The organism is Bacillus sp. SW14, from assembly GCF_047608225.1.
GTDB lineage: Bacteria > Bacillota > Bacilli > Bacillales > Bacillaceae > Bacillus > Bacillus subtilis_G.
This window is the reverse complement of the sequence record NZ_JBLKRW010000001.1, coordinates 1,105,397-1,123,882: the sequence shown is the minus strand read 5'-3', so window position 1 is coordinate 1,123,882 and position 18,486 is coordinate 1,105,397. Positions and strand designations below refer to the sequence as shown.

Here is an 18,486-nt window from a genome sequence, read left to right as displayed (position 1 = left end):
TATGCTACCCTTCATATCGGCAGGAATGGGTAAATATATACAGTAAAAAAGAAGAAATTTAACAAAAGTAACTAATCACCCATCATCATATAGTTATTTAGACCTGTTTTTCATCCACCTTAAATCGTTTTGTCAGGTCACGGAGTTCTTCAGACATTCTTTCAAGCATCTGTGCTGATGAACTGATCTCCTCCATTGACGCCAGCTGTTCCTCGGCAGAAGCGGCGATATCTTGGATGCCGTCAGAGCTTTCTTTAGAAATAGCAGTGATATCATTTGAAGCAGCGGAAATTTCTTGAGCCCCCGCTGACAGCTCCTCAACCGTCGCATTCATGTTTTGCAGAGTTGAAGCAATTTCTTTGGTCATGTGCGAAATATCTTTGAAGCTTTGTTGTGTTTCATCCGTGATGACAAGCCCTGTTTCAACTTCTTTATTTACAGACTGGAGTACGTCCAATGATGTATGAATTTCTTTCACAATATCGATGATCAGTGTTTCAATTTCTTTTGCCGAGTCAGCTGACTGTACCGCTAGTTTCCTCACTTCTTCAGCGACGACCGAGAAGCCTCGTCCGTATTCCCCGGCTCTTGCGGCTTCAATGGCGGCATTTAAAGCCAAGAGGTTGGTTTGATCCGCAATGCCGTTAATGACACGTAAAATATTCGTGATATCCTTCGATTTGATTTCTAGCCCTTTCACCACTAGTTCCGCTTCTTTCACAGAGTGATCAATCGTATTCATTTGGCCGGCCGTTTTCCGGACGAGTGTCTCACCCTTGTTTGATAGTTCTGTCGAGTCTGCGGATGTTTCTGTAATCACCACGGCAGCCTGCGCCAGTTCAGTTAATCCATCGTTCATTTCATTAATTTGTTTGGTTGTCATCTCAATTTTACCGCTTTGGCTCTCACTGCCGTTTGAAAATTGCTCAATGGCCATGGTAATATTCTCAGTTGCCTTGCTTGTCTGGTCGGCGGATGCAGTCAGTTCCTCTGATGATGAAGCAACATGATCTACCGAGTCTTTGATTCCTTGAATGAGAGAGCGGAGCGATTGTGCCATATGATTGAAGCTCTGGCTCAGAACGCCAAGTTCATCTTTTGATTTGATTTCTATTGTTTCGGTTAGATCGCCTTCACTTATTTTTTCAGCTGATGCGACAATGTGTCTCAAAGGCTTTGTGATGGACCGAATCACAAAGTAAATCGCCGTCATTCCGGCTGCGATGGCAATCGCCAGTACGATTGAAGCCATGATCAGAACTTTGCTTGCAGCATCGTGGATCTCGTCCGCATACATCGTGCCGCTGATTTTCCAGCCTGTTGTTTCGCTTGTGGCAAACACCATTTTCTTCTCTTTGCCATTGTACGTATACTCAAAGTCGCCGCTTTTATTCGTGTAGAGTTTATCAACCCAGTCCCCTTTTAATGCTGTTCCCGCTTTTTCTCCGGAGAAGGCGATGACTTTCTTGTTTTGGCTTAAGATAAAAGCATAGCCTTCTTTTCCGATATTGATTTCTTTCGCTGTTGTGACCAGATCGTCAATTTTCATATCAACGGCAACAACGCCTGACCCATCCTCCGTCTGGCGGGCGATGGTGACGACCATTTTTCCTGAGGAAATCGATTCATAAGGTTCAGTGACGATTGTTTTGCCTTTATTGGCTATCGCTTCTTTGTACCAGTCTCGTTCCAAAGCACGAAAGTCACTCGGCATGTCTGCGTATGGATAACGTGTGAAATCCCCGTCTTTGCTGCTGGAAAACACCGCAGCGACATTGTCATTCATTTGGATAAATTGTTTAAATTCCTTTTTTAGCTCTGTTTTCTTTTTATCTTTAAATTTATCTGCTGTCGCCCAATCGCTGAAAAACGCGAGGCTTTTTTCAGTCGTGCTGATTTTATCATCAATGATATGATCTAATATTTGAACGTTTTCCTTTGCGCTTTGCGTCATCTGGATATCAAGAGAGGCAACTGCTGATTGATAAGCGCTTACCGAAAGGGCGGTAATAGGAACAATTAAGATCAGCAGGAAAGAAATAATAAGTCTCCTGGCAATTGATGACCTGCGAATCGTAGTGAGTGTTTTTTTCATTTCTTTTCGAACCCTCTTTCAATAATTTACAAATTATATCGGATAAAATTCCTTTATATTACATTGAAAATGAAGGAAAAAGTGAAAAATAGTTCTAAACTCACCGTGTTCACTAGTGCTTTTTTATTATTTACCGCACGAAAAAACAGCGCCTGAATAAGCGCTGTTTTTCTTCTTTTATTCGATTTTGAATTGCTTTGTCAGATCACGAAGCTCTTCTGCCATCTGCGCTAGAGTGGTCGCTGATGAACTGATTTCTTCCATAGAAGCAAGCTGCTCCTCAGCTGAGGCGGCAATGTCTTGGATGCTTGCCGAGCTTTCTTTCGACACATCGGCAATGTCGCTGACGGCAGTTGAAACATGCTGTGAACGGTCCGACAGCTGTTCGACGGTGGAATTCATCGTCTGCAATTTACCCGCGATTTCGTTTGTCATGCTGAAAATGCTCTGAAAGCTTTCTTTTGTATTGTCTGTGACAACAAGTCCGGACTGCACTTCCTGATTGACCTCTTTAAACATGTGAAGGGAGGTTTCGATTTCTGCTACGATTTCTTGGATCAGCTTTTCGATTTCTTTTGCTGAATCGGCTGATTGAACAGCCAGTTTGCGCACTTCCTCCGCTACGACAGAGAAGCCGCGTCCTGATTCCCCGGCACGCGCCGCTTCAATGGCTGCATTTAATGCCAGCAAGTTTGTTTGGTCAGCGATGCCGTTGATGACTCTCAAAATGCTTGTGATGTCTTTTGATTTTCCTTCTAAGCCTTTGACCACAGCTTCAGCCTGCTGAACCGATTGATTAATCGAGTTCATTTGCCCGACTGTCTGCTGTACAAACTTTTCACCCGTTCCGGCGATTTCCGTTGATTGGATAGACGCCTTTGTAATGTCTGATGATGTTTCTGAGACATGCTGAAGGTCACCATTCATTAAGTTCAGCTGGTGAGAGCTGGATTCAACCTTTTCGCTTTGTTCCTCGTTTCCGTTTGAGAACTGCTCAATCGCCATTGTGATATGCTCGGTGGCTTTACTTGTCTGTCCGGCAGATGCGGTAAGCTGTTCGGACGATGCGGCCACATTGTTCACCGAGTCTTGAATCGCGCTGATCAGTGAGCGGAGAGATTGTCCCATTTCATTGAAACTTTCTCCAAGCTCTCCAAGCTCATCCTTCGAACGGATGTCGATCGTTTCTGTCAGATCCCCGCTGCTGATCGTTTTCGATGATTGGACGAGACGTTTTAACGGTTTTGTAATCGATCGAACGATAAACAGAATTAAAAACCCGCCTATCGCAATGGAAGCAATCAGCACGATCATGCCTGTGATCAGCACAGATTTAGAGGCATCCTTAATTTCATCCATATACATTGTGCCGGCTATTTTCCATCCAGTCAGTTCATTTGTTGTATATGACATCTTTTTATCTTCGTTATTCAGAGTGTACTTGAAATCACCGCTGTTATCGGCGTACATTTTGGCAACCCAATCGCCTGAGAGCTTTTCCCCAGCCTTATGGTTCTGATGAGCGACGTAGGTTTTGTTTTTCGTCGCAATGAACACATAGCCTTCTTTGCCGACCTTGATTTGTTTCATCTGTTCTAACAATTTGTCAATGGTGATATCCATGGCGACAACGCCGGATCCATCCTTCAACTCCTGGGCAATGGTAATAACCATGCTTCCGTCACTCGCTGCCACGTAAGGATCTGTCACGACAATTTCACCGCCGGCCTTCATCGCATCTTGGTACCAAGGGCGCTGTCTCGGATCGTATCCTTCCGGCAATTTTTCATTGGGCGCTTGGATGTAGGTGCCGTTTTCCGCGCCTCCATAAATTCTGGCTACCCCTTCATTGATAGAGACATATTGTGAAAATTTCGCTTTGAGCTCTTCTTGATTAGTCTTTCCTTTAAATGCGGAGCTTTTAAGAGATTCACTGAAAAAAGTGACTGCTTTCGCTTTTGCTCCCAGGTCATTTGTAACAGTTGTATTAAATGTATTGACACTGTTTTTCGCATTTCCCATAATTTCCTGATCCAGCTTGCCGCTGGCGCTTCGGTAAGAACTGAATTCCAATATCAGGATAGGGATAATAAGAATCGCAATAAATGACACGATTAATTTTCTTGAGATAGACGGTTTTTTCAGCCAGTTGATAAAAGTCTTCATGTCGAGTTTCTCCTTCGGGTTTGATACATTATATATCGGCTGCTTAAAAAAGTTTTAAAATAAAAATGGAAGAAGTTCTTTTTCAGCTGTCTTCTGTTTTTCGCTTTCATTGCCCAAGCCCTTTGCATATCTTATAAAAAACAAGGGGGGGCTAAAGATGATTATTGTATCCGGACAATTGCTCCGTCCCCAAGATATTGAAAACTGGCAGATTGATGAGCATTTGAATCCGCTGTTAAAAGAGATGATTGAGACGCCTGTCCAGTTTGATTATCATTCAATTGCCGAACTGATGTTTGAGCTTAAATTGCGGATGAATATCGTTGCAGCAGCAAAAACGCTGCACAAAAGCGGAGCGAAGTTCGCCACTTTTTTAAAAACATACGGAAATACAGCGTATTGGAGGGTTTCACCGGAAGGCGCCTTGGAGCTGAAATACAGAATGCCGCCTTCAAAAGCGATTCGGGACATTGCTGAAAACGGTCCGTTTTACGCGTTTGAATGCGCAACCGCAATTGTTGTTATTTATTATTTGGCCTTGATCGATACAATCGGAGAGGAAAAATTTGATGCCAGCTTTGACAGAATTATTTTATACGACTGGCATTATGAGAAATTGCCGATATACACAGAAACAGGCCATCACTATTTCCTTGGAGATTGTCTGTATTTTAAAAATCCTGAATTTGATCCGCAAAAAGCGCAATGGAGAGGCGAAAATGTGATTTTATTGGAAGAAGATAAATTTTTTGCCCATGGCCTTGGAATCTTAAGCGGACAGCAAATTATCGAGAAGCTGAATTCATTTCGAAAAAAAGGAGCCGTACAGTCAGCTTATCTTCTGTCTCAGGCGACGAGACTGGATGTTCCGTCTCTTTACCGCATCGTCCGCTAAAAAGCCCCATCGCCTATTTCCAGGACGATGGGGTTTCAAACGCTTTTCGTTTTCGATAAAAAGGGGCTATGCCAAAATACTGGTTCGCAACCCACTCCATTTTTTCAGGGTCGTTTCTTGTCACGATTGGATCTAGACTGCTCCATTTGATAAAGCGGACAAAATAGTAGCCTTTGATAGGGGCCATTGTAACTTTTGAGTGAGGCCAGTCTTCAAATACAAACTCAATTTTCCCTCTTTTTTTATAAGAATATTGAAGAATGTTCATCTTCTGTCACCTCTGTTTATCAAGTTACGTTCGGCAAAGCTCGGCTAACAGTGACTTCACATCAGCGGTCCCGTTAAGCATGCCGACAGATTGCCCGGCCCACAGAGACATGTACCCGGAATCTTTTTCTCTGGCTGCTTGTTTTCTCATCGGCTTTGTTAACGTGTTTTGCAATGGATAAGGAAGCGCGTTTGCCTCCTCAGCTTGCTGCTCTTTCATCCATTGATTGACTATACCCCTTGCAGGCTTACCTGAAAACAATGAGGTCAAGCGCGTGTCTGTTCCCCGCGCTCTTTTTAACTCGCCTTTGTACGTTTCTGATGCTTCGCATTGCTCACACATGAGAAATAGCGTCCCAACCTGTACGCCTTGGGCTCCGAGACAATGAGCGGCTTGAACGCCGCGCCGGTCGGCAATTCCGCCTGCCGCGATAACCGGAACGGAAACGGCATCTGCCGCCTGGGGAATCAGCGACATGAGGCCTAGTGCGGCTTCCCCGCTGACCGGCAGAAAGGAACCGCGATGGCCGCCCGCTTCGCTTCCTTGCAGTACGATGATGTCCATTCCGCGTTCTTCAAGCATGATGGCTTCCTGCGGGACAGTAGCCGTACCAATGAGACAGCAGCCATTTTTCTTTAACGCTTGAATGGTTTCATCCGGCGGAATGCCGAACGTAAATGAACACGCTCTTACATTGTGTTTGAGAATGATGCTTATTTTTTTATGGAAATCCTCCCATTCTTCTTCCTCTGAAGAAAATGGAGGGGCCTGTTCGGCAAACGGGATTCTGTTTTTCCAAGTTTGAATATTGCCCTCATCCGGTTCTTTTCTGCTTTCCGGAACAAACACATTCACCTGAAATGCTCCGTCAGTCAGCTGCTGCATGTCAACGATTTGCTTTTCGAGCATGTCGGAACTGAGATATCCGGACGCCAAGCTGCCAAGCGCACCTTCATTCGACACAGCAGCTGCCAGGACAGGCGTGACAAGCCCGCCTGCCATCGGCGCCTGAATGACAGGTTTTGTCAGCGATAATAATTTCATCCATTCGGTCATGAAAACCCTCCTGTTACCCCATGATTTTGATATAGCATGTTCGATGGCGAGGGCCGTCGAATTCGCAGAAATAGATGCCCTGCCACGTTCCAAGAATCAGCCGCCCATTTTCAATAATGACATGCTGTGAAGCTCCGACCGTACTCGATTTCATGTGCGCAGCTGTATTGCCCTCCATATGGCGGTCCAGCTCGTGTTCCCACGGATACACCTCATCAAACCTTCTGAGCATATCTTTTTTGACGTCTGGATCGGCATTTTCATTAATTGTAATGCCCGCGGTCGTATGCGGACAATAAATCAGCGCTGCGCCGCTCGTCACCCCTGTTTCTTGAAGAAATGCTTCCGCCTCGCGTGTGATCTCAATCATTTCATCTCGTTTGGTCGTTTTGATTTGCAATGTTTTCAGCATTTGTTTCTCCTTTCTTTTATTCGCTCTATTTGCTAATTCGTTCTGTGTTCTTTTTTTCCTGTTAAGCCGCTCACATAAACGTGATAAAAACAAAAAACTCCAGTCTCTCGCTGGAGTTAGCGCCACACATATATCCTTGCTTCATATGGCTTTAACAGTACTGAAGTCATGTGCTGATGCGGCTCTGTTTCAACATTTGACAATACAAGTGCGTCTGATGACAACGGCAGCCCGGCGTGCTTGAAAAAGGCCGGCGTTCCTGTCAGATTGGCCGTAATCAGGGCAGTATCGCTCTCGTTTTTCCGAAGATACGCAAAGATTTGCTGATCTTCGGGCAAAATGAGCTCGTATATTCCGTTGATAAAAACATCGTATGTTTGGCGCAGCTTGACCAAGCTTTTGTAAAAGTGGTAGACGGATGTTGGGTCGTTTTTTTGCGCCTCGGCATTCAGCCATTTGTAATTTTCATTGATTCCGATCCACGGTTTGGCATCAGAGAATCCGGCATATGGATCAGCATTCCATTGCATCGGCGTTCGTGAATTGTCCCGTCCCTTTTTCCAGACCATCTTCATCACGTCCTCGTGTGAAGCGCCTTTCGCCCTTTCTATTTCGTACAGGCGCTTCATTGCGACATCATCATAGTCAGCAATAGACGGAAACGCCACGTTCGTCATGCCGAGTTCCTGTCCCTGATAAATAAACGGTGTGCCCTTCATGAGAAAATAAACAGCAGCAAGCGCTTTTGCACTTTCTTTCAGGTACACGCCGTCGTCTCCCCACACAGAAACTGAACGGGGCTGATCGTGATTCTCCATAAACAAAGCATTCCAGCCGATCCCTTCAAGACTGTCCTGCCAGTCTGTTAAAATTCGTTTGAAGGAAACGATATCAATGCTCTCATTGACCTCTACATCCCACAGCCCGAGATGCTCAAATTGAAAAATCATGCTGAAGATGCCGTTTTTTTCTCCAGCCCAATCATCCGCTTCCTTTGCAGAGACACCATTTGCCTCACCGACTGTCATAATCGGATAGCGGGAAAATGTGTTTTCTTTCAGCTCTGTTAACAAATCCATTATGCCGTCAGCATTCATGTGATAGGGGAAAGAGGGAACGACATCCAGCCCTTTTGGATTCGGCATATCGGGAAGCCCTTCTTTTTTCTTAATATGAGTAATGGCATCCACCCGAAATCCATCAATACCTTTGTCAAGCCACCAATTCACCATGTCATAAACGGCATTTCTCACCTTTTCATTCTCCCAGTTCAAATCAGGCTGTTTTTGATCAAAAAGATGAAGATAATACTGGCTTGTCTTTTGATCATACTCCCAAGCCGGCCCACCGAAAATACTTTCCCAATTATTTGGCGCTTTTTCGTTTTTGCCGTCCTTCCAAATATACCAGTCGCGTTTTTCCGAGTGTATGGATGAACGGGATTCAATGAACCACGGGTGTTCGTCGCTTGTATGGTTCACGACAAGATCCATTATCATCTTCATGCCCAGCTTATGAATGTCATCGAGCAGCTCGTCGAAGTCAGCCATAGTGCCGAAATCGCTTAATATGTTTTTATAATCCCTGATATCATAGCCGTTATCCGCATTGGGCGAATCATACAAAGGGCAAATCCAGATGACATCGGCGCCCAGCTCTTTTATGTAGGGAAGTTTGGATCTGATACCTTGAATATCCCCGATTCCGTCGCCATTTGAATCTTTAAAACTGCGGGGATAAATTTGGTACACAACCGCTTCCTTCCACCAAGCCTTTTTCATACAGCCACTCCCTTCCTCAGTGTCCCGGTCTATATATCTTATGTAGACAAAAGGCTTTACAGCATTGCTTTTTCAGAAAACCGCCAGCCATCATAAAAAAACAGCCGTTCAATCTTCGGCTGCTTTTTATAAAAAGTCGGTTTTTTTAATTTCCACAAAACGGATGTGATGATCTGCTGCATCGCGAATTTTAAATTCGCAGCCCTCCGCGTGTATCACATCCCCTGCTTTCAGCTCCATTTTTTGCGTCAGAAGCCAGCCTGCGATCGTATCGATTTCTTCATTTTCAATGGCAATGTCGAGCAGATCGTTCACTTCGTCTATTAACGCTTTTCCATCCATCACATAATGGTGCTCGCCTTTTTTCAAAATGTGCGGTGTTTCATCCTGATCATATTCATCGCGGATGTCCCCGACGATTTCCTCGATAATATCCTCGACAGTGACAAGCCCCGCCGTTCCTCCGTATTCGTCTACGAGAATCGCCATGTGAATCCGCTCCTTCTGCATACGGATCAAAAGCTGCTGAACAGGGATGCTTTCGATAACCCTGATGACGGGCCTCATGATCTGCTTTAACTTTATCGGCTTGCCGAGAAAATAGGCTTTAAACATATCTTTGCTGTTGATGATTCCTAAAATATGATCCTTGTCTTCTTTGATGACAGGGTAGCGTGTATACCGTTCATTAATAATGTGATGAATCGCTTCTTCAAGCGACTGCTCCAGCGAGATGACCGCAATTTCTGTCCGCGGGATCATGATCTCTCTCGCTACCCGGTTGTCAAATTCAAAAATCTTATTCACATAGCGGAATTCAGACTGATTGATTTCTCCTTTTTCATAGCTTTCTGAAAGGATCAGCCGCAGTTCCTCCTCGCTGATGACAACCTCATGCTCCTTCACAGAATGAAAGCCAAATAATTTCACAAAAAAACTTGCGGAGCCGTTCAATGCTTTAATAAACGGAAACATGATTTTATAAAACCAAATCAAGGGCTTTGCAACCCATAAGCTGACAGCTTCAGCCTTTTGAATGGAAACCGTTTTCGGGGCAAGCTCCCCCAGCACCACATGCAAAAAAGTGACGATGATAAACGCAATGATAAATGTGACAATGTGGTTCATCGGTTCCGGGATGCCTGTCATCTCAAATAAAGGATGAAGAATGCGTTCAAATGTCGGTTCGCCTAGCCATCCAAGGCCGAGAGCTGTAATGGTAATCCCGAGCTGGCAGGCTGATAAATACTCGTCCAGATTGGAGATGATTTTGTGTGCGGCAAGCGCCCGGCTATCGCCACTGTCAATAAGCTGATTGATTTTTGACCCTCTGATTTTGACGATTGCAAATTCCGCAGCGACGAAAAAAGCCGTAATGCCAACCAATACAAAAATAGCGACCAATTGTAAAATAAGCAAAAAAAGCCCTTACCATAAATGGTAAGGGGCCACCTCCTTAACGTTAATTCTCATTACGACCGTTTAAGAAAATCATCACAAAGCGAAGAAGCTCAAACAGGGAAACCAGGGCGGCGGCCACATATGTTAAGGCAGCAGCGCTCAGCACTTTATTAACCCCATTCTCTTCAGTGTTTCGGATGAATCCTTCTGACACAATAATTTGCTTCGCGCGTGAACTTGCATTAAATTCGACAGGCAGTGTAACCAGCTGGAAAAAGACAGCGGCTGAAAACAGAATGATGCCAAGCCCGATCAAATTAAGGCTGCCGAGAAGCATGCCTCCTAAGAAAAGAAAAGGAGCTACACCGGATGCAAAATTCACGACTGGGAAGATTTTATGTCTCAGCACAAGCGCACCATATGCTTCCTGATGCTGCAAGGCGTGTCCGACTTCATGGGAAGCTACGGAGATGGCGGAAATTGAGCGGCCGTAATAGACCGGCTCAGATAAACGCACCACCCGTCTTGTCGGGTCGTAATGGTCTGTTAAAGTGCCTCTTACCGGTTCGACCGGCACGTCGTAAAGACCGTTTATATCTAAAATCCGTCTTGCCGTTTCTGCCCCTGTACGTCCGCTTGAGGCTTCCACTTTTGAATATTTTTGAAAGTTGCTCTTCACTTTAAATTGTGCCCAAAACGACAATCCCAATGCGGCTATTGTTAAAAATATAAACAGCATTTTTCATCATCCTTTTTCTATTCTATGATCAAATCTTTCTTTGTTACGATTATTTTAATGAGTTTTCTTTCTCGTGTACAGAAATGCGCTTCTTCTTCCGGCTCGGGACACACATTCCGATCAGCAGAAAGAACAGTCCTGCGGAAAACAAATAAAAGGCAAAGCCGCCGACATTCTTCTTCAAAAAATGAAGCCAGGAGAAGCCGCCGGAAAAGTGATTATATGAATTCAAATCAAAAATAAACAAAATCACCGCGGATGCCGTAAGCTGGGTTCCGATCAAAACCACGATCGTTCTTTGAATGATCGTCATCTTTTTCATCCTTTTTGCTTTAGTTTATGGAGAAACCCGTTTTTATATGTTTTGTTCATTTTTTGAAAAACATCACCTGAAGTGGGACATACTGTTAGAAAAAAGCACGGGTGTGATGGAAGCCATGAAAGTGACGAGTGAGGAAAAGGAACAGCTGAGCACAGCAATCGACCGAATGAATGAAGGGCTGGATGCATTTATCCAGCTTTATAATGACTCGGAAATCGATGAGCCGCTTATTCAGCTTGAAGATGATACAGCCGATTTGATGAAACAGGCCCGGGATATGTACGGCCAGGAAAAACTAAATGAGAAATTAAACACGATTATTAAACAGATTTTATCCATCTCATTATCTGAAGAAGGAGAAAAAGAATGAAATCAAATCGGATATTTATTTCGTGGCTCAGGTGGCCGTTATTTATCCGAATCGGGGTTATTATTTTATTTCTGATTCTTTTGTTCGGCCAAATCATTTATATACTTGAGCCGAAACAGTTCACTTCGGTATTTGAAGGTATTTGGTGGGCTGTTGTTACCGTTTCGACAGTCGGCTATGGAGACTATGTGCCGCACACGCCGCTGGGACAGGCAGCCGGAATCCTGCTGATTTTGACTGGAGCAAGCTTTGTCACCGCCTATTTCGCCACGTTATCAGCGGCCGCATTCAGCAGACAGCACCGCTACATTGAAGGAAAAGTTGCTTACAAAGGGCGGGGCCACATTATTCTGATTGGATGGAACGAAAAAACTAACCGGCTGCTGAAGGCGCTGCAGCTTGCGAATCCTTCCAAGACGGTAGTGCTGATTGATGAATCTTTGAAAGAAGGTCCGCTTATCGAAAACCTTCATTTCATACGGGGCCATGCTGCAGATGATGAGACACTGAAACGGGCCAATATTACTGAAGCTGAATCCGTCATGATTACAGCCGATCAGTATAAAAGTGAAACTGAAGCAGATATGCTGTCAGTGTTGATTCTTTTATCTGTTAAAGGGCTTAACCCCCTTGCTTACTGCATCGTCGAGATTTTGACTGACCGTTTTGTCACCAATGCGGAGCGGGCAGGCGCTAATCAAATCATCGGAACTTCAGAATTTATCAGCCGAGCGATACTGCAGCATTACCAAGTCAAATTACAGCCGTCTAAGCAGAATGGAATCAATCTGACACTCGATAAATATGTAAAGCTTCTTTCTGTTCCTGATCATCTAAAGGGAGCCGCTTACAAAACGTGTGTCCTCTATTTCCTTGATCACAACACTACAATTATCGGCGTACAAAAAGAGGAAGGGCTGGTGATTTCCCCTCCTCTTACATATAAAGTGCTCGAAACAGACCAATTTCTTGCGATCTAATGCAGCAGAACATCCTCCAATTCTTTTACAAGAGAGGCGCCGATATCTAAATACGCAGGGTCAATTTCCGCGTCGCGCCTTTCCGGCTCGGAAAATTGATTAAACAGTGATTGAAACGGACCTCCCTCGGCATTGTCGTCAAGCCCCGACTGAAACACCTGCCTCAGCATAAATGGCGTGCCGATCCGAACGGCCGCCCCTCGTTCATCGAGACTGCCCTGTACCGCATTGACGGGTATCCTTAAAAACAAATAGCCGTCTTGATCATCAATTTTATAATCAAAGTAGCCGTGATCGTATTCCCAGCCGCCGTTTATTCCATAACCGAGCGGCTTCATGACTTGTTCCAGTTCTTGAAGCAGAAAAGACTGCCCATCTATCGCGGAAGGTATTGTAATCATCAAAATGCCCCTTTTTTCACTTATCCTGTCCTGCCGAACAAGACTTCATTCAAAGGCGAACTACATGGAAATCGTTGTTGTTTCTTTCTTACGGCCAACAGAAAAGAAAGCGCATTCAATTAAAAAGTAAACAGCCATTGCCGCTGCAAGTCCTGCAGCCGATTCCCATGAAAGATAAACAACTGCGGCATAGAGTCCTAATTTAGTGAACAGGGTATGAGATCGTTTTAATTGCATCATCCGGTGTACCGCATCGGTAAAAAGGGCAAGCGGCAAACCAATAAGAAGAAAGGCGTGGATGAAAAAGTGTAATAGCGTACCGCCATAGCTTGAAGAAAACGCTGTGTACACGGAATCGAAGGAGATAAGGAGACTTAGAACAGCTGCAGAAAAACCGGCAATGATGAGATGTTTAACCATTTGTTTCATGAACATCAGCACCTTTCTGATTTTATAAAAAGCCGACCGGCACATGCCAGTCAGCTTTCTCACATTACTCTTCCAGACGTTTTTCAAGCTCTGCTTTTTTCTCTTCAAAGCCAGGTTTGCCAAGCAACGCAAACATATTGACTTTATACGCTTCTACTCCAGGCTGGTCAAATGGATTGACGCCAAGGAGGTAACCGCTCATCGCGCAGGCTTTTTCGAAGAAATATACAAGGTATCCAAAAGTATATGCGTTCAGCTCAGGAATGTTAACGATTAAGTTCGGAACATTTCCGTCTGTATGGGCAAGCATTGTGCCCTGGAACGCTTTCTTGTTAACGAAATCGACCGTTTTTCCGGCTAAATAGTTTAAGCCGTCAAGATCGTTATCCGCTTCTTCGATTGTCAGCTCATGTTTAGGTTTCTCTACATTCAGCACCGTTTCAAATAAATCTCTGCGGCCTTCTTGTACATACTGGCCTAATGAATGAAGGTCTGTTGAATAGTTAGCTGAAGAAGGATAAATGCCCTTCTCATCTTTCCCTTCACTTTCTCCGAACAGCTGCTTCCACCATTCCGAAAAGTATTGAAGCGCCGGCTCGTAGTTGATGAGCATTTCGATTGTTTTGCCCTTATTATAAAGTACATTGCGAACAACCGCATATTGGTATGCAGGGTTTTCTTCCAATTCAGATGCTGCAAAATCTTTGCTCGCATCCAGTGCGCCTTTCATCATGTCGTCAATGTTGACGCCGCTGACAGCAATCGGCAAGAGGCCAACAGCTGTTAATACAGAATAACGGCCGCCGACATCATCAGGAATGACAAATGTTTCAAAGCCTTCTTCGTCAGAAAGCGTTTTTAATGCGCCGCGCTCTTTATCAGTTGTCGCGTAAATCCGCGCTTTCGCTTCTTCTTTGCCGTATTTCTCTTCAAGAAGCTTGCGGAAAATACGGAAAGCGATTGCAGGTTCAGTTGTCGTACCTGATTTAGAAATCACATTTATAGAGAAGTCCACATCTTTAAGAAGATCCATGACATCTCTCATATAAGATGAACTGATGTTGTTTCCGATGAAAATAACTTGCGGATTGCCGCGTTTTGCTTTTGGCAAAGTGTTATAAAACGCGTGATTAAGCGCTTCAATCGCAGCCCGCGCCCCAAGGTAAGAACCGCCGATTCCGACAACAAGCAATACATCAGAGTCAGATTTGATTTTTTCCGCGCTTTTTTTGATGCGCGCGAATTCTTCTTTATCATAATGTTCAGGGAGGTCCACCCAGCCTAGAAAATCACTGCCAGCGCCTGTTTTTTCATGAATATTATGGTGTGCTGTTTTTACAAAGTCCCGCAGGTATGTAAGTTCATGTTCGTTGAAGAAAGTCAACGCTTTTGAGTAGTCAAAGCGTACATGCGTCATTGCTTGTCCCTCCATAACGGTATAATGTTTTCATCTTTCACTTTATATGAACTTATCTGTGAAATCAAGTGAAGAAGAAAGGGCGGAATGATTGGATTCCGCCCTCTAGGTTTATAGTGACGCGCGAAGGATGGCGAGCACGTCATCTTTGTTCAGCTTTTGGAAGTTGCCGAAGCCGCCGTGTTCCATTTCTTTGGCTGCGATATCAGCAATCAGCTCAAGCTTATCTTCTCCGATATCGTAATCGGCAAGGCGGGAAGGCGCGCCGAGGCTTGTCCAGAATGCAGACAGCTTGTCGATGCCTTCAAGCGCGATTTCTTTATCTGTTTTGCCTTCAGTATCAATGGCAAACATGTTGAGCATGAGGTTTTTAAAGCGGACGACATTTGTATCAAGCGTGTATCTCATCCAGTTCGGGAACAGAATCGCCAGTCCGCCCGCATGCGGAATATCATACACAGCTGAAACGGCGTGCTCCATTGTATGAGAAGCCCAGTCGCCGAAGTAGCCCATCTGGAGCGTGCCGTTTAAAGCGATTGTTCCTGCATACAAAATCGTTTCACGATGTTCGTAGTTCTCCAGATCTTCAAGAAGCTTAGGCGCTGTTTCGATAACCGTCTGCAGAACCGCAAAGCACATTCTGTCTTGAAGCGGCGTATTTTCAACATTATGGAAGTATTGTTCAAATACGTGGCTCATCATGTCAACCATGCCGTATACGGTTTGATTTTCTGGGACAGTGAACGTATTTTTAGGATCTAATATAGAGAAACGCGGATGAGTCACATTGCTGCCCCATACATATTTCTCGTTTGTTTCCCAGTTTGTAATGACTGAATCAGGGTTCATTTCAGAGCCTGTCGCAGCAAGAGTTAAAACAGTGCCGAATGGCAGCGCATCCTCTGCTGTTGCTTTTTTGCTGAAAATATCCCAAGCGTCACCGTCATATTTGACACCGGCAGCAATTGCTTTTGTGCAGTCAATAACGCTTCCACCGCCGACAGCGAGCAGAAAATCAATGTCATGCTCTCTGCATAGGTCTATGCCTTTTTCCACTGTCGCAAGACGCGGATTCGGCTCTACACCTGACAGCTCATGAAAAACTGCGCCTTCTTCTGTTAAAATGCCTGTGACTTGATCATACAGGCCGTTGCGTTTAATGCTGCCCCCGCCGTAGACAAGCAGTACATTCTTGCCATATTGTTTTAATTCTTTTCTTAATTGTTCAATCTGACCTTTTCCGAAGATCAGCTTCGTCGGATTATAATAAGTGAAATTTTCCATTGTGAAACCTCCAAATGACGCTGATTAAAAAACAGATTTTCTATTGTAGCATAAATTCACAAAAAGAAAAGAGAAGCAGACAAACAGCTGCTTCCCCCTTGTTTTATAGAGATGCTTTTAAAATTTCCAGCACATCTTCTTTGTTGAGTGATTTAAACTGGCCGAATGTCCCATTAGCCATAGCCTTGTCAGCAATTGTATCAAGCTGCGCATCATTAATATCGTAATCAGCAAGACGGTTCGGAGCGCCAAGGCTTGTCCAGAACGCAGACAGCTTATCGATACCTTCATGTGCGATTTCTTCATCTGTTTTACCAGCTTCTTCAACATCAAACACACGAACTGCAAGCTGTTTCATGCGGGCAGGGTTCTCAGACAATGTGTGTCTCATCCAGTTCGGGAACAGAATCGCCAGTCCGCCGGCATGCGGAATATCATAAACGGCTGATACCGCATGTTCAATATTATGAGTTGCCCAATCCCCTCTTGCACCCATAGAAAGCATGCCGTTTAACGCAATTGTTCCTGTGTACAGGATTGTCTCACGCAATTCGTAATTTTCGAGATCATTGATCAGTTTAGGCGCAGTTTCAATGACTGTGCGCAGAAGTGATTCACACATACGGTCCTGATATGGCGTGTTTGATGCATGATGGAAGTATTGTTCGAAAACGTGGCTCATCATGTCAACCATACCGTAGATCGTGTGATTTTTAGGGACTGTGAATGTATTCACCGGATCGAGAATCGAGAATTTAGGGAATACAAGCGGGCTGCCCCAGCCGTATTTTTCTTTTGTTTCCCAGTTTGTAATAACCGAGCCTGAGTTCATTTCAGAACCAGTCGCAGCGAGAGTCAATACGGTTCCGAATGGCAAAGCGTCCTTCGGCTGGTATTTTTTCGTGACGATATCCCACGCATCACCATCATACTTCGCTCCTGCAGCAATCGCCTTTGTACAGTCGATGACACTTCCGCCGCCGACAGCCAGCAAGAAATCTATGTTGTGTTCTTTACAAAGGGCGACACCCTTATTAACAGTCGACACACGCGGATTCGGTTCTACGCCCGCTAATTCATGCACGGTCACTCCAGCTTTTTTCAGCTGTTCAATCACTTGATCATACAGGCCGCTGCGTTTAATGCTTCCGCCTCCATAGACAAGCAATACGTTTTTCCCGTAAGGTTTGAGTTCCTCCGGCAGTCTTTCCACTTCCCCGCGCCCGAAAATTAATTTGGTCGGATTCCAGTATGTAAAGTTTTGCATGACATCTCCTCCTTAGATTATTTATTATGCAGAATGTCCTTACTGTATGTAAAGCAATCAGCTCTCACCGGGCGGCATATCGTATGGTTTGATATTGCAACATGCTGGGAAAGAACTCATATAGGCGAGGGCAGAACAGTTTCCCTCAATATGGAGAATGCATGTATAGATTCTCCAATATGTCACAATCTATAACTGTTTTAATAATTCATGGAGGAGGTTGCAAAACATGAGTACGATCCAGAGAATTTGTCTTGTTTTAACCATCATTGGCGCCATTAACTGGGGACTGATCGGATTTTTCCAATTTGACTTAGTAGCGGCCATCTTCGGCGGCCAAGGGTCAGCCCTTTCCCGTATCATTTACGGACTTGTCGGAATCGCCGGATTAATCAACCTCGGCCTGCTGTTTAAGCCAAACGAGCAAACATCTCGTGAAGAGGCAGCAAATCCTGAGATGCGATAGGATAAAAAATCACCGGACATTTCGGTGCTTCAGCGAGTTGACAAACCTTCGCATTCGTTGTCAGGTCTGCGCGTTGGTGCTCACGAATTGTACATTCGCTGTGCTCCAATGCTCGCCCTTCCTAGACTTCAAAGGTTTTCAATCACGCTGAAAAAGGAGAAAAAGTCCCAAAACATAGTGTTTTGGGACTTTGCATTAAATCAAAAGCACCGAACATTCCTGTCCGGTGCTTTTTTCATGCTTATTTTTTGATAAGGTCTTTGCGGTTGGACATTTCGATCCACTCTTCAAGCTTATCTTTTAATGTGTTGAAACCTTGTGGTGCAGAAGCTTCTTCGCTTACGTGCGCAGCTTTAGGTTTTCTTGGTTTGCTTTCTTTTTTCTCAGGCGCAGCTTGTGTCGCACGAATTGAAAGGCTGATTTTTCCTTTTTCTTCGTCAACAGCAAGTACTTTTACTTGTACTTCGTCGCCAATTGAAAGGTGCTCATTGATATCTTTTACGAAACCATGAGTGACTTCAGAAATGTGTACTAAACCTTGAGTTTCTTCATCTAATGCAACAAACGCACCATACGCTTGTAATCCTGTAACTTTACCAGTGTAAACACTGCCCACTTCAAATTTTGCTGCCATTCATAACAACTCCTAAGTTAAATTAAATATCTGTTTATACGCAATTTAAAATTATATCACAGATGTTTTATTTCCGCAAAGAAAACTTTTATAAAAAATAAGG

The 18,486-nt window shown here is 44.3% G+C and carries 19 protein-coding genes; 4 read left to right on the top strand and 15 right to left on the bottom strand.

Going from position 1 to position 18,486, the window contains the following annotated elements; genetic code table 11:
* Nucleotides 1–97: 97 nt before the first annotated feature.
* Nucleotides 98–2,095 carry a methyl-accepting chemotaxis protein gene (locus ACMX2I_RS05695; protein ID WP_414956423.1) on the bottom strand — a complete coding sequence of 666 codons (1,998 nt, stop codon included), beginning with the start codon at nt 2,093–2,095 and terminating at the stop codon, nt 98–100.
* Nucleotides 2,096–2,272: 177 nt separating this feature from the next.
* Nucleotides 2,273–4,261 (bottom strand): methyl-accepting chemotaxis protein McpB, encoded by a 1,989-nt coding sequence (gene mcpB / locus ACMX2I_RS05690; RefSeq protein WP_414956422.1) that lies wholly within the window; start codon nt 4,259–4,261, stop codon nt 2,273–2,275.
* A 157-nt stretch (nt 4,262–4,418) separates the two neighbouring features.
* Here mcpB and ACMX2I_RS05685 point away from each other — a divergent pair, with 157 nt between their 5' ends.
* Nucleotides 4,419–5,156, top strand: a complete 738-nt coding sequence (locus tag ACMX2I_RS05685; protein ID WP_394716267.1) for a protein-glutamine gamma-glutamyltransferase — start codon at nt 4,419–4,421, stop codon at nt 5,154–5,156.
* Between the two features lie 13 nt (nt 5,157–5,169).
* On the opposite strand, the gene ACMX2I_RS05680 is transcribed toward ACMX2I_RS05685, so the two are convergent.
* From ACMX2I_RS05680 to ACMX2I_RS05650, 7 genes are all read right to left on the bottom strand, one after another.
* Nucleotides 5,170–5,424 (bottom strand): hypothetical protein, encoded by a 255-nt coding sequence (locus ACMX2I_RS05680; RefSeq protein ID WP_414956421.1) that lies wholly within the window; start codon nt 5,422–5,424, stop codon nt 5,170–5,172.
* Nucleotides 5,425–5,448: 24 nt separating this feature from the next.
* The gene (locus ACMX2I_RS05675) at nt 5,449–6,480 is read right to left on the bottom strand and encodes a nitronate monooxygenase (protein ID WP_414956420.1); all 1,032 of its coding nucleotides are present in this window, start codon (nt 6,478–6,480) and stop codon (nt 5,449–5,451) included.
* A 13-nt stretch (nt 6,481–6,493) separates the two neighbouring features.
* Entirely contained in the window at nt 6,494–6,892 is a 399-nt protein-coding gene (locus ACMX2I_RS05670) for a secondary thiamine-phosphate synthase enzyme YjbQ (protein WP_087993372.1), read from the bottom strand.
* A gap of 116 nt (nt 6,893–7,008) precedes the next feature.
* A complete protein-coding gene (locus tag ACMX2I_RS05665) occupies nt 7,009–8,673 on the bottom strand; it encodes a glycoside hydrolase family 13 protein (protein ID WP_414956419.1) in 1,665 nt (554 codons plus the stop codon).
* Between the two features lie 126 nt (nt 8,674–8,799).
* Nucleotides 8,800–10,092 carry a hemolysin family protein gene (locus ACMX2I_RS05660; protein WP_202328152.1) on the bottom strand — a complete coding sequence of 431 codons (1,293 nt, stop codon included), beginning with the start codon at nt 10,090–10,092 and terminating at the stop codon, nt 8,800–8,802.
* A gap of 43 nt (nt 10,093–10,135) precedes the next feature.
* Nucleotides 10,136–10,813, bottom strand: coding sequence for a zinc metallopeptidase (locus ACMX2I_RS05655; protein ID WP_087993375.1), 678 nt, complete (start codon nt 10,811–10,813; stop codon nt 10,136–10,138).
* Between the two features lie 49 nt (nt 10,814–10,862).
* The gene (locus ACMX2I_RS05650) at nt 10,863–11,126 is read right to left on the bottom strand and encodes a hypothetical protein (protein WP_414956418.1); all 264 of its coding nucleotides are present in this window, start codon (nt 11,124–11,126) and stop codon (nt 10,863–10,865) included.
* A 46-nt stretch (nt 11,127–11,172) separates the two neighbouring features.
* Here ACMX2I_RS05650 and mstX point away from each other — a divergent pair, with 46 nt between their 5' ends.
* Nucleotides 11,173–11,505, top strand: coding sequence for a biofilm formation protein MstX (gene mstX / locus ACMX2I_RS05645; protein ID WP_087993377.1), 333 nt, complete (start codon nt 11,173–11,175; stop codon nt 11,503–11,505).
* Entirely contained in the window at nt 11,502–12,485 is a 984-nt protein-coding gene (locus ACMX2I_RS05640) for a potassium channel family protein (RefSeq protein WP_414956417.1), read from the top strand. Before mstX ends, ACMX2I_RS05640 begins: the two co-directional genes overlap by 4 nt.
* On the opposite strand, the gene ACMX2I_RS05635 is transcribed toward ACMX2I_RS05640, so the two are convergent.
* The 5 genes from ACMX2I_RS05635 to ACMX2I_RS05615 all read right to left on the bottom strand — a co-directional run bounded on the left by ACMX2I_RS05635 (nt 12,482) and on the right by ACMX2I_RS05615 (nt 17,283).
* Nucleotides 12,482–12,886, bottom strand: a complete 405-nt coding sequence (locus tag ACMX2I_RS05635) for a YugN-like family protein (RefSeq protein WP_333518549.1) — start codon at nt 12,884–12,886, stop codon at nt 12,482–12,484. The genes ACMX2I_RS05640 and ACMX2I_RS05635 overlap by 4 nt on opposite strands.
* A gap of 60 nt (nt 12,887–12,946) precedes the next feature.
* Nucleotides 12,947–13,321, bottom strand: coding sequence for a hypothetical protein (locus ACMX2I_RS05630; RefSeq protein ID WP_148964108.1), 375 nt, complete (start codon nt 13,319–13,321; stop codon nt 12,947–12,949).
* Nucleotides 13,322–13,379: 58 nt separating this feature from the next.
* Complete coding sequence (locus tag ACMX2I_RS05625; protein ID WP_414956416.1) at nt 13,380–14,732, bottom strand: glucose-6-phosphate isomerase; 1,353 nt, start codon at nt 14,730–14,732, stop codon at nt 13,380–13,382.
* Nucleotides 14,733–14,843: 111 nt separating this feature from the next.
* Nucleotides 14,844–16,016: an iron-containing alcohol dehydrogenase gene (locus ACMX2I_RS05620; RefSeq protein ID WP_414956415.1), complete on the bottom strand. Its 1,173-nt coding sequence runs from the start codon at nt 16,014–16,016 to the stop codon at nt 14,844–14,846.
* A gap of 103 nt (nt 16,017–16,119) precedes the next feature.
* Nucleotides 16,120–17,283: an iron-containing alcohol dehydrogenase gene (locus tag ACMX2I_RS05615; protein ID WP_414956414.1), complete on the bottom strand. Its 1,164-nt coding sequence runs from the start codon at nt 17,281–17,283 to the stop codon at nt 16,120–16,122.
* Between the two features lie 229 nt (nt 17,284–17,512).
* Here ACMX2I_RS05615 and ACMX2I_RS05610 point away from each other — a divergent pair, with 229 nt between their 5' ends.
* Nucleotides 17,513–17,749, top strand: coding sequence for a DUF378 domain-containing protein (locus ACMX2I_RS05610; protein WP_010329881.1), 237 nt, complete (start codon nt 17,513–17,515; stop codon nt 17,747–17,749).
* Nucleotides 17,750–17,990: 241 nt separating this feature from the next.
* Here the strand turns inward: ACMX2I_RS05610 and yugI are convergent, their stop codons facing one another.
* Complete coding sequence (gene yugI / locus ACMX2I_RS05605) at nt 17,991–18,383, bottom strand: S1 domain-containing post-transcriptional regulator GSP13 (RefSeq protein WP_087993383.1); 393 nt, start codon at nt 18,381–18,383, stop codon at nt 17,991–17,993.
* Between the last annotated feature and the right edge of the window lie 103 nt (nt 18,384–18,486).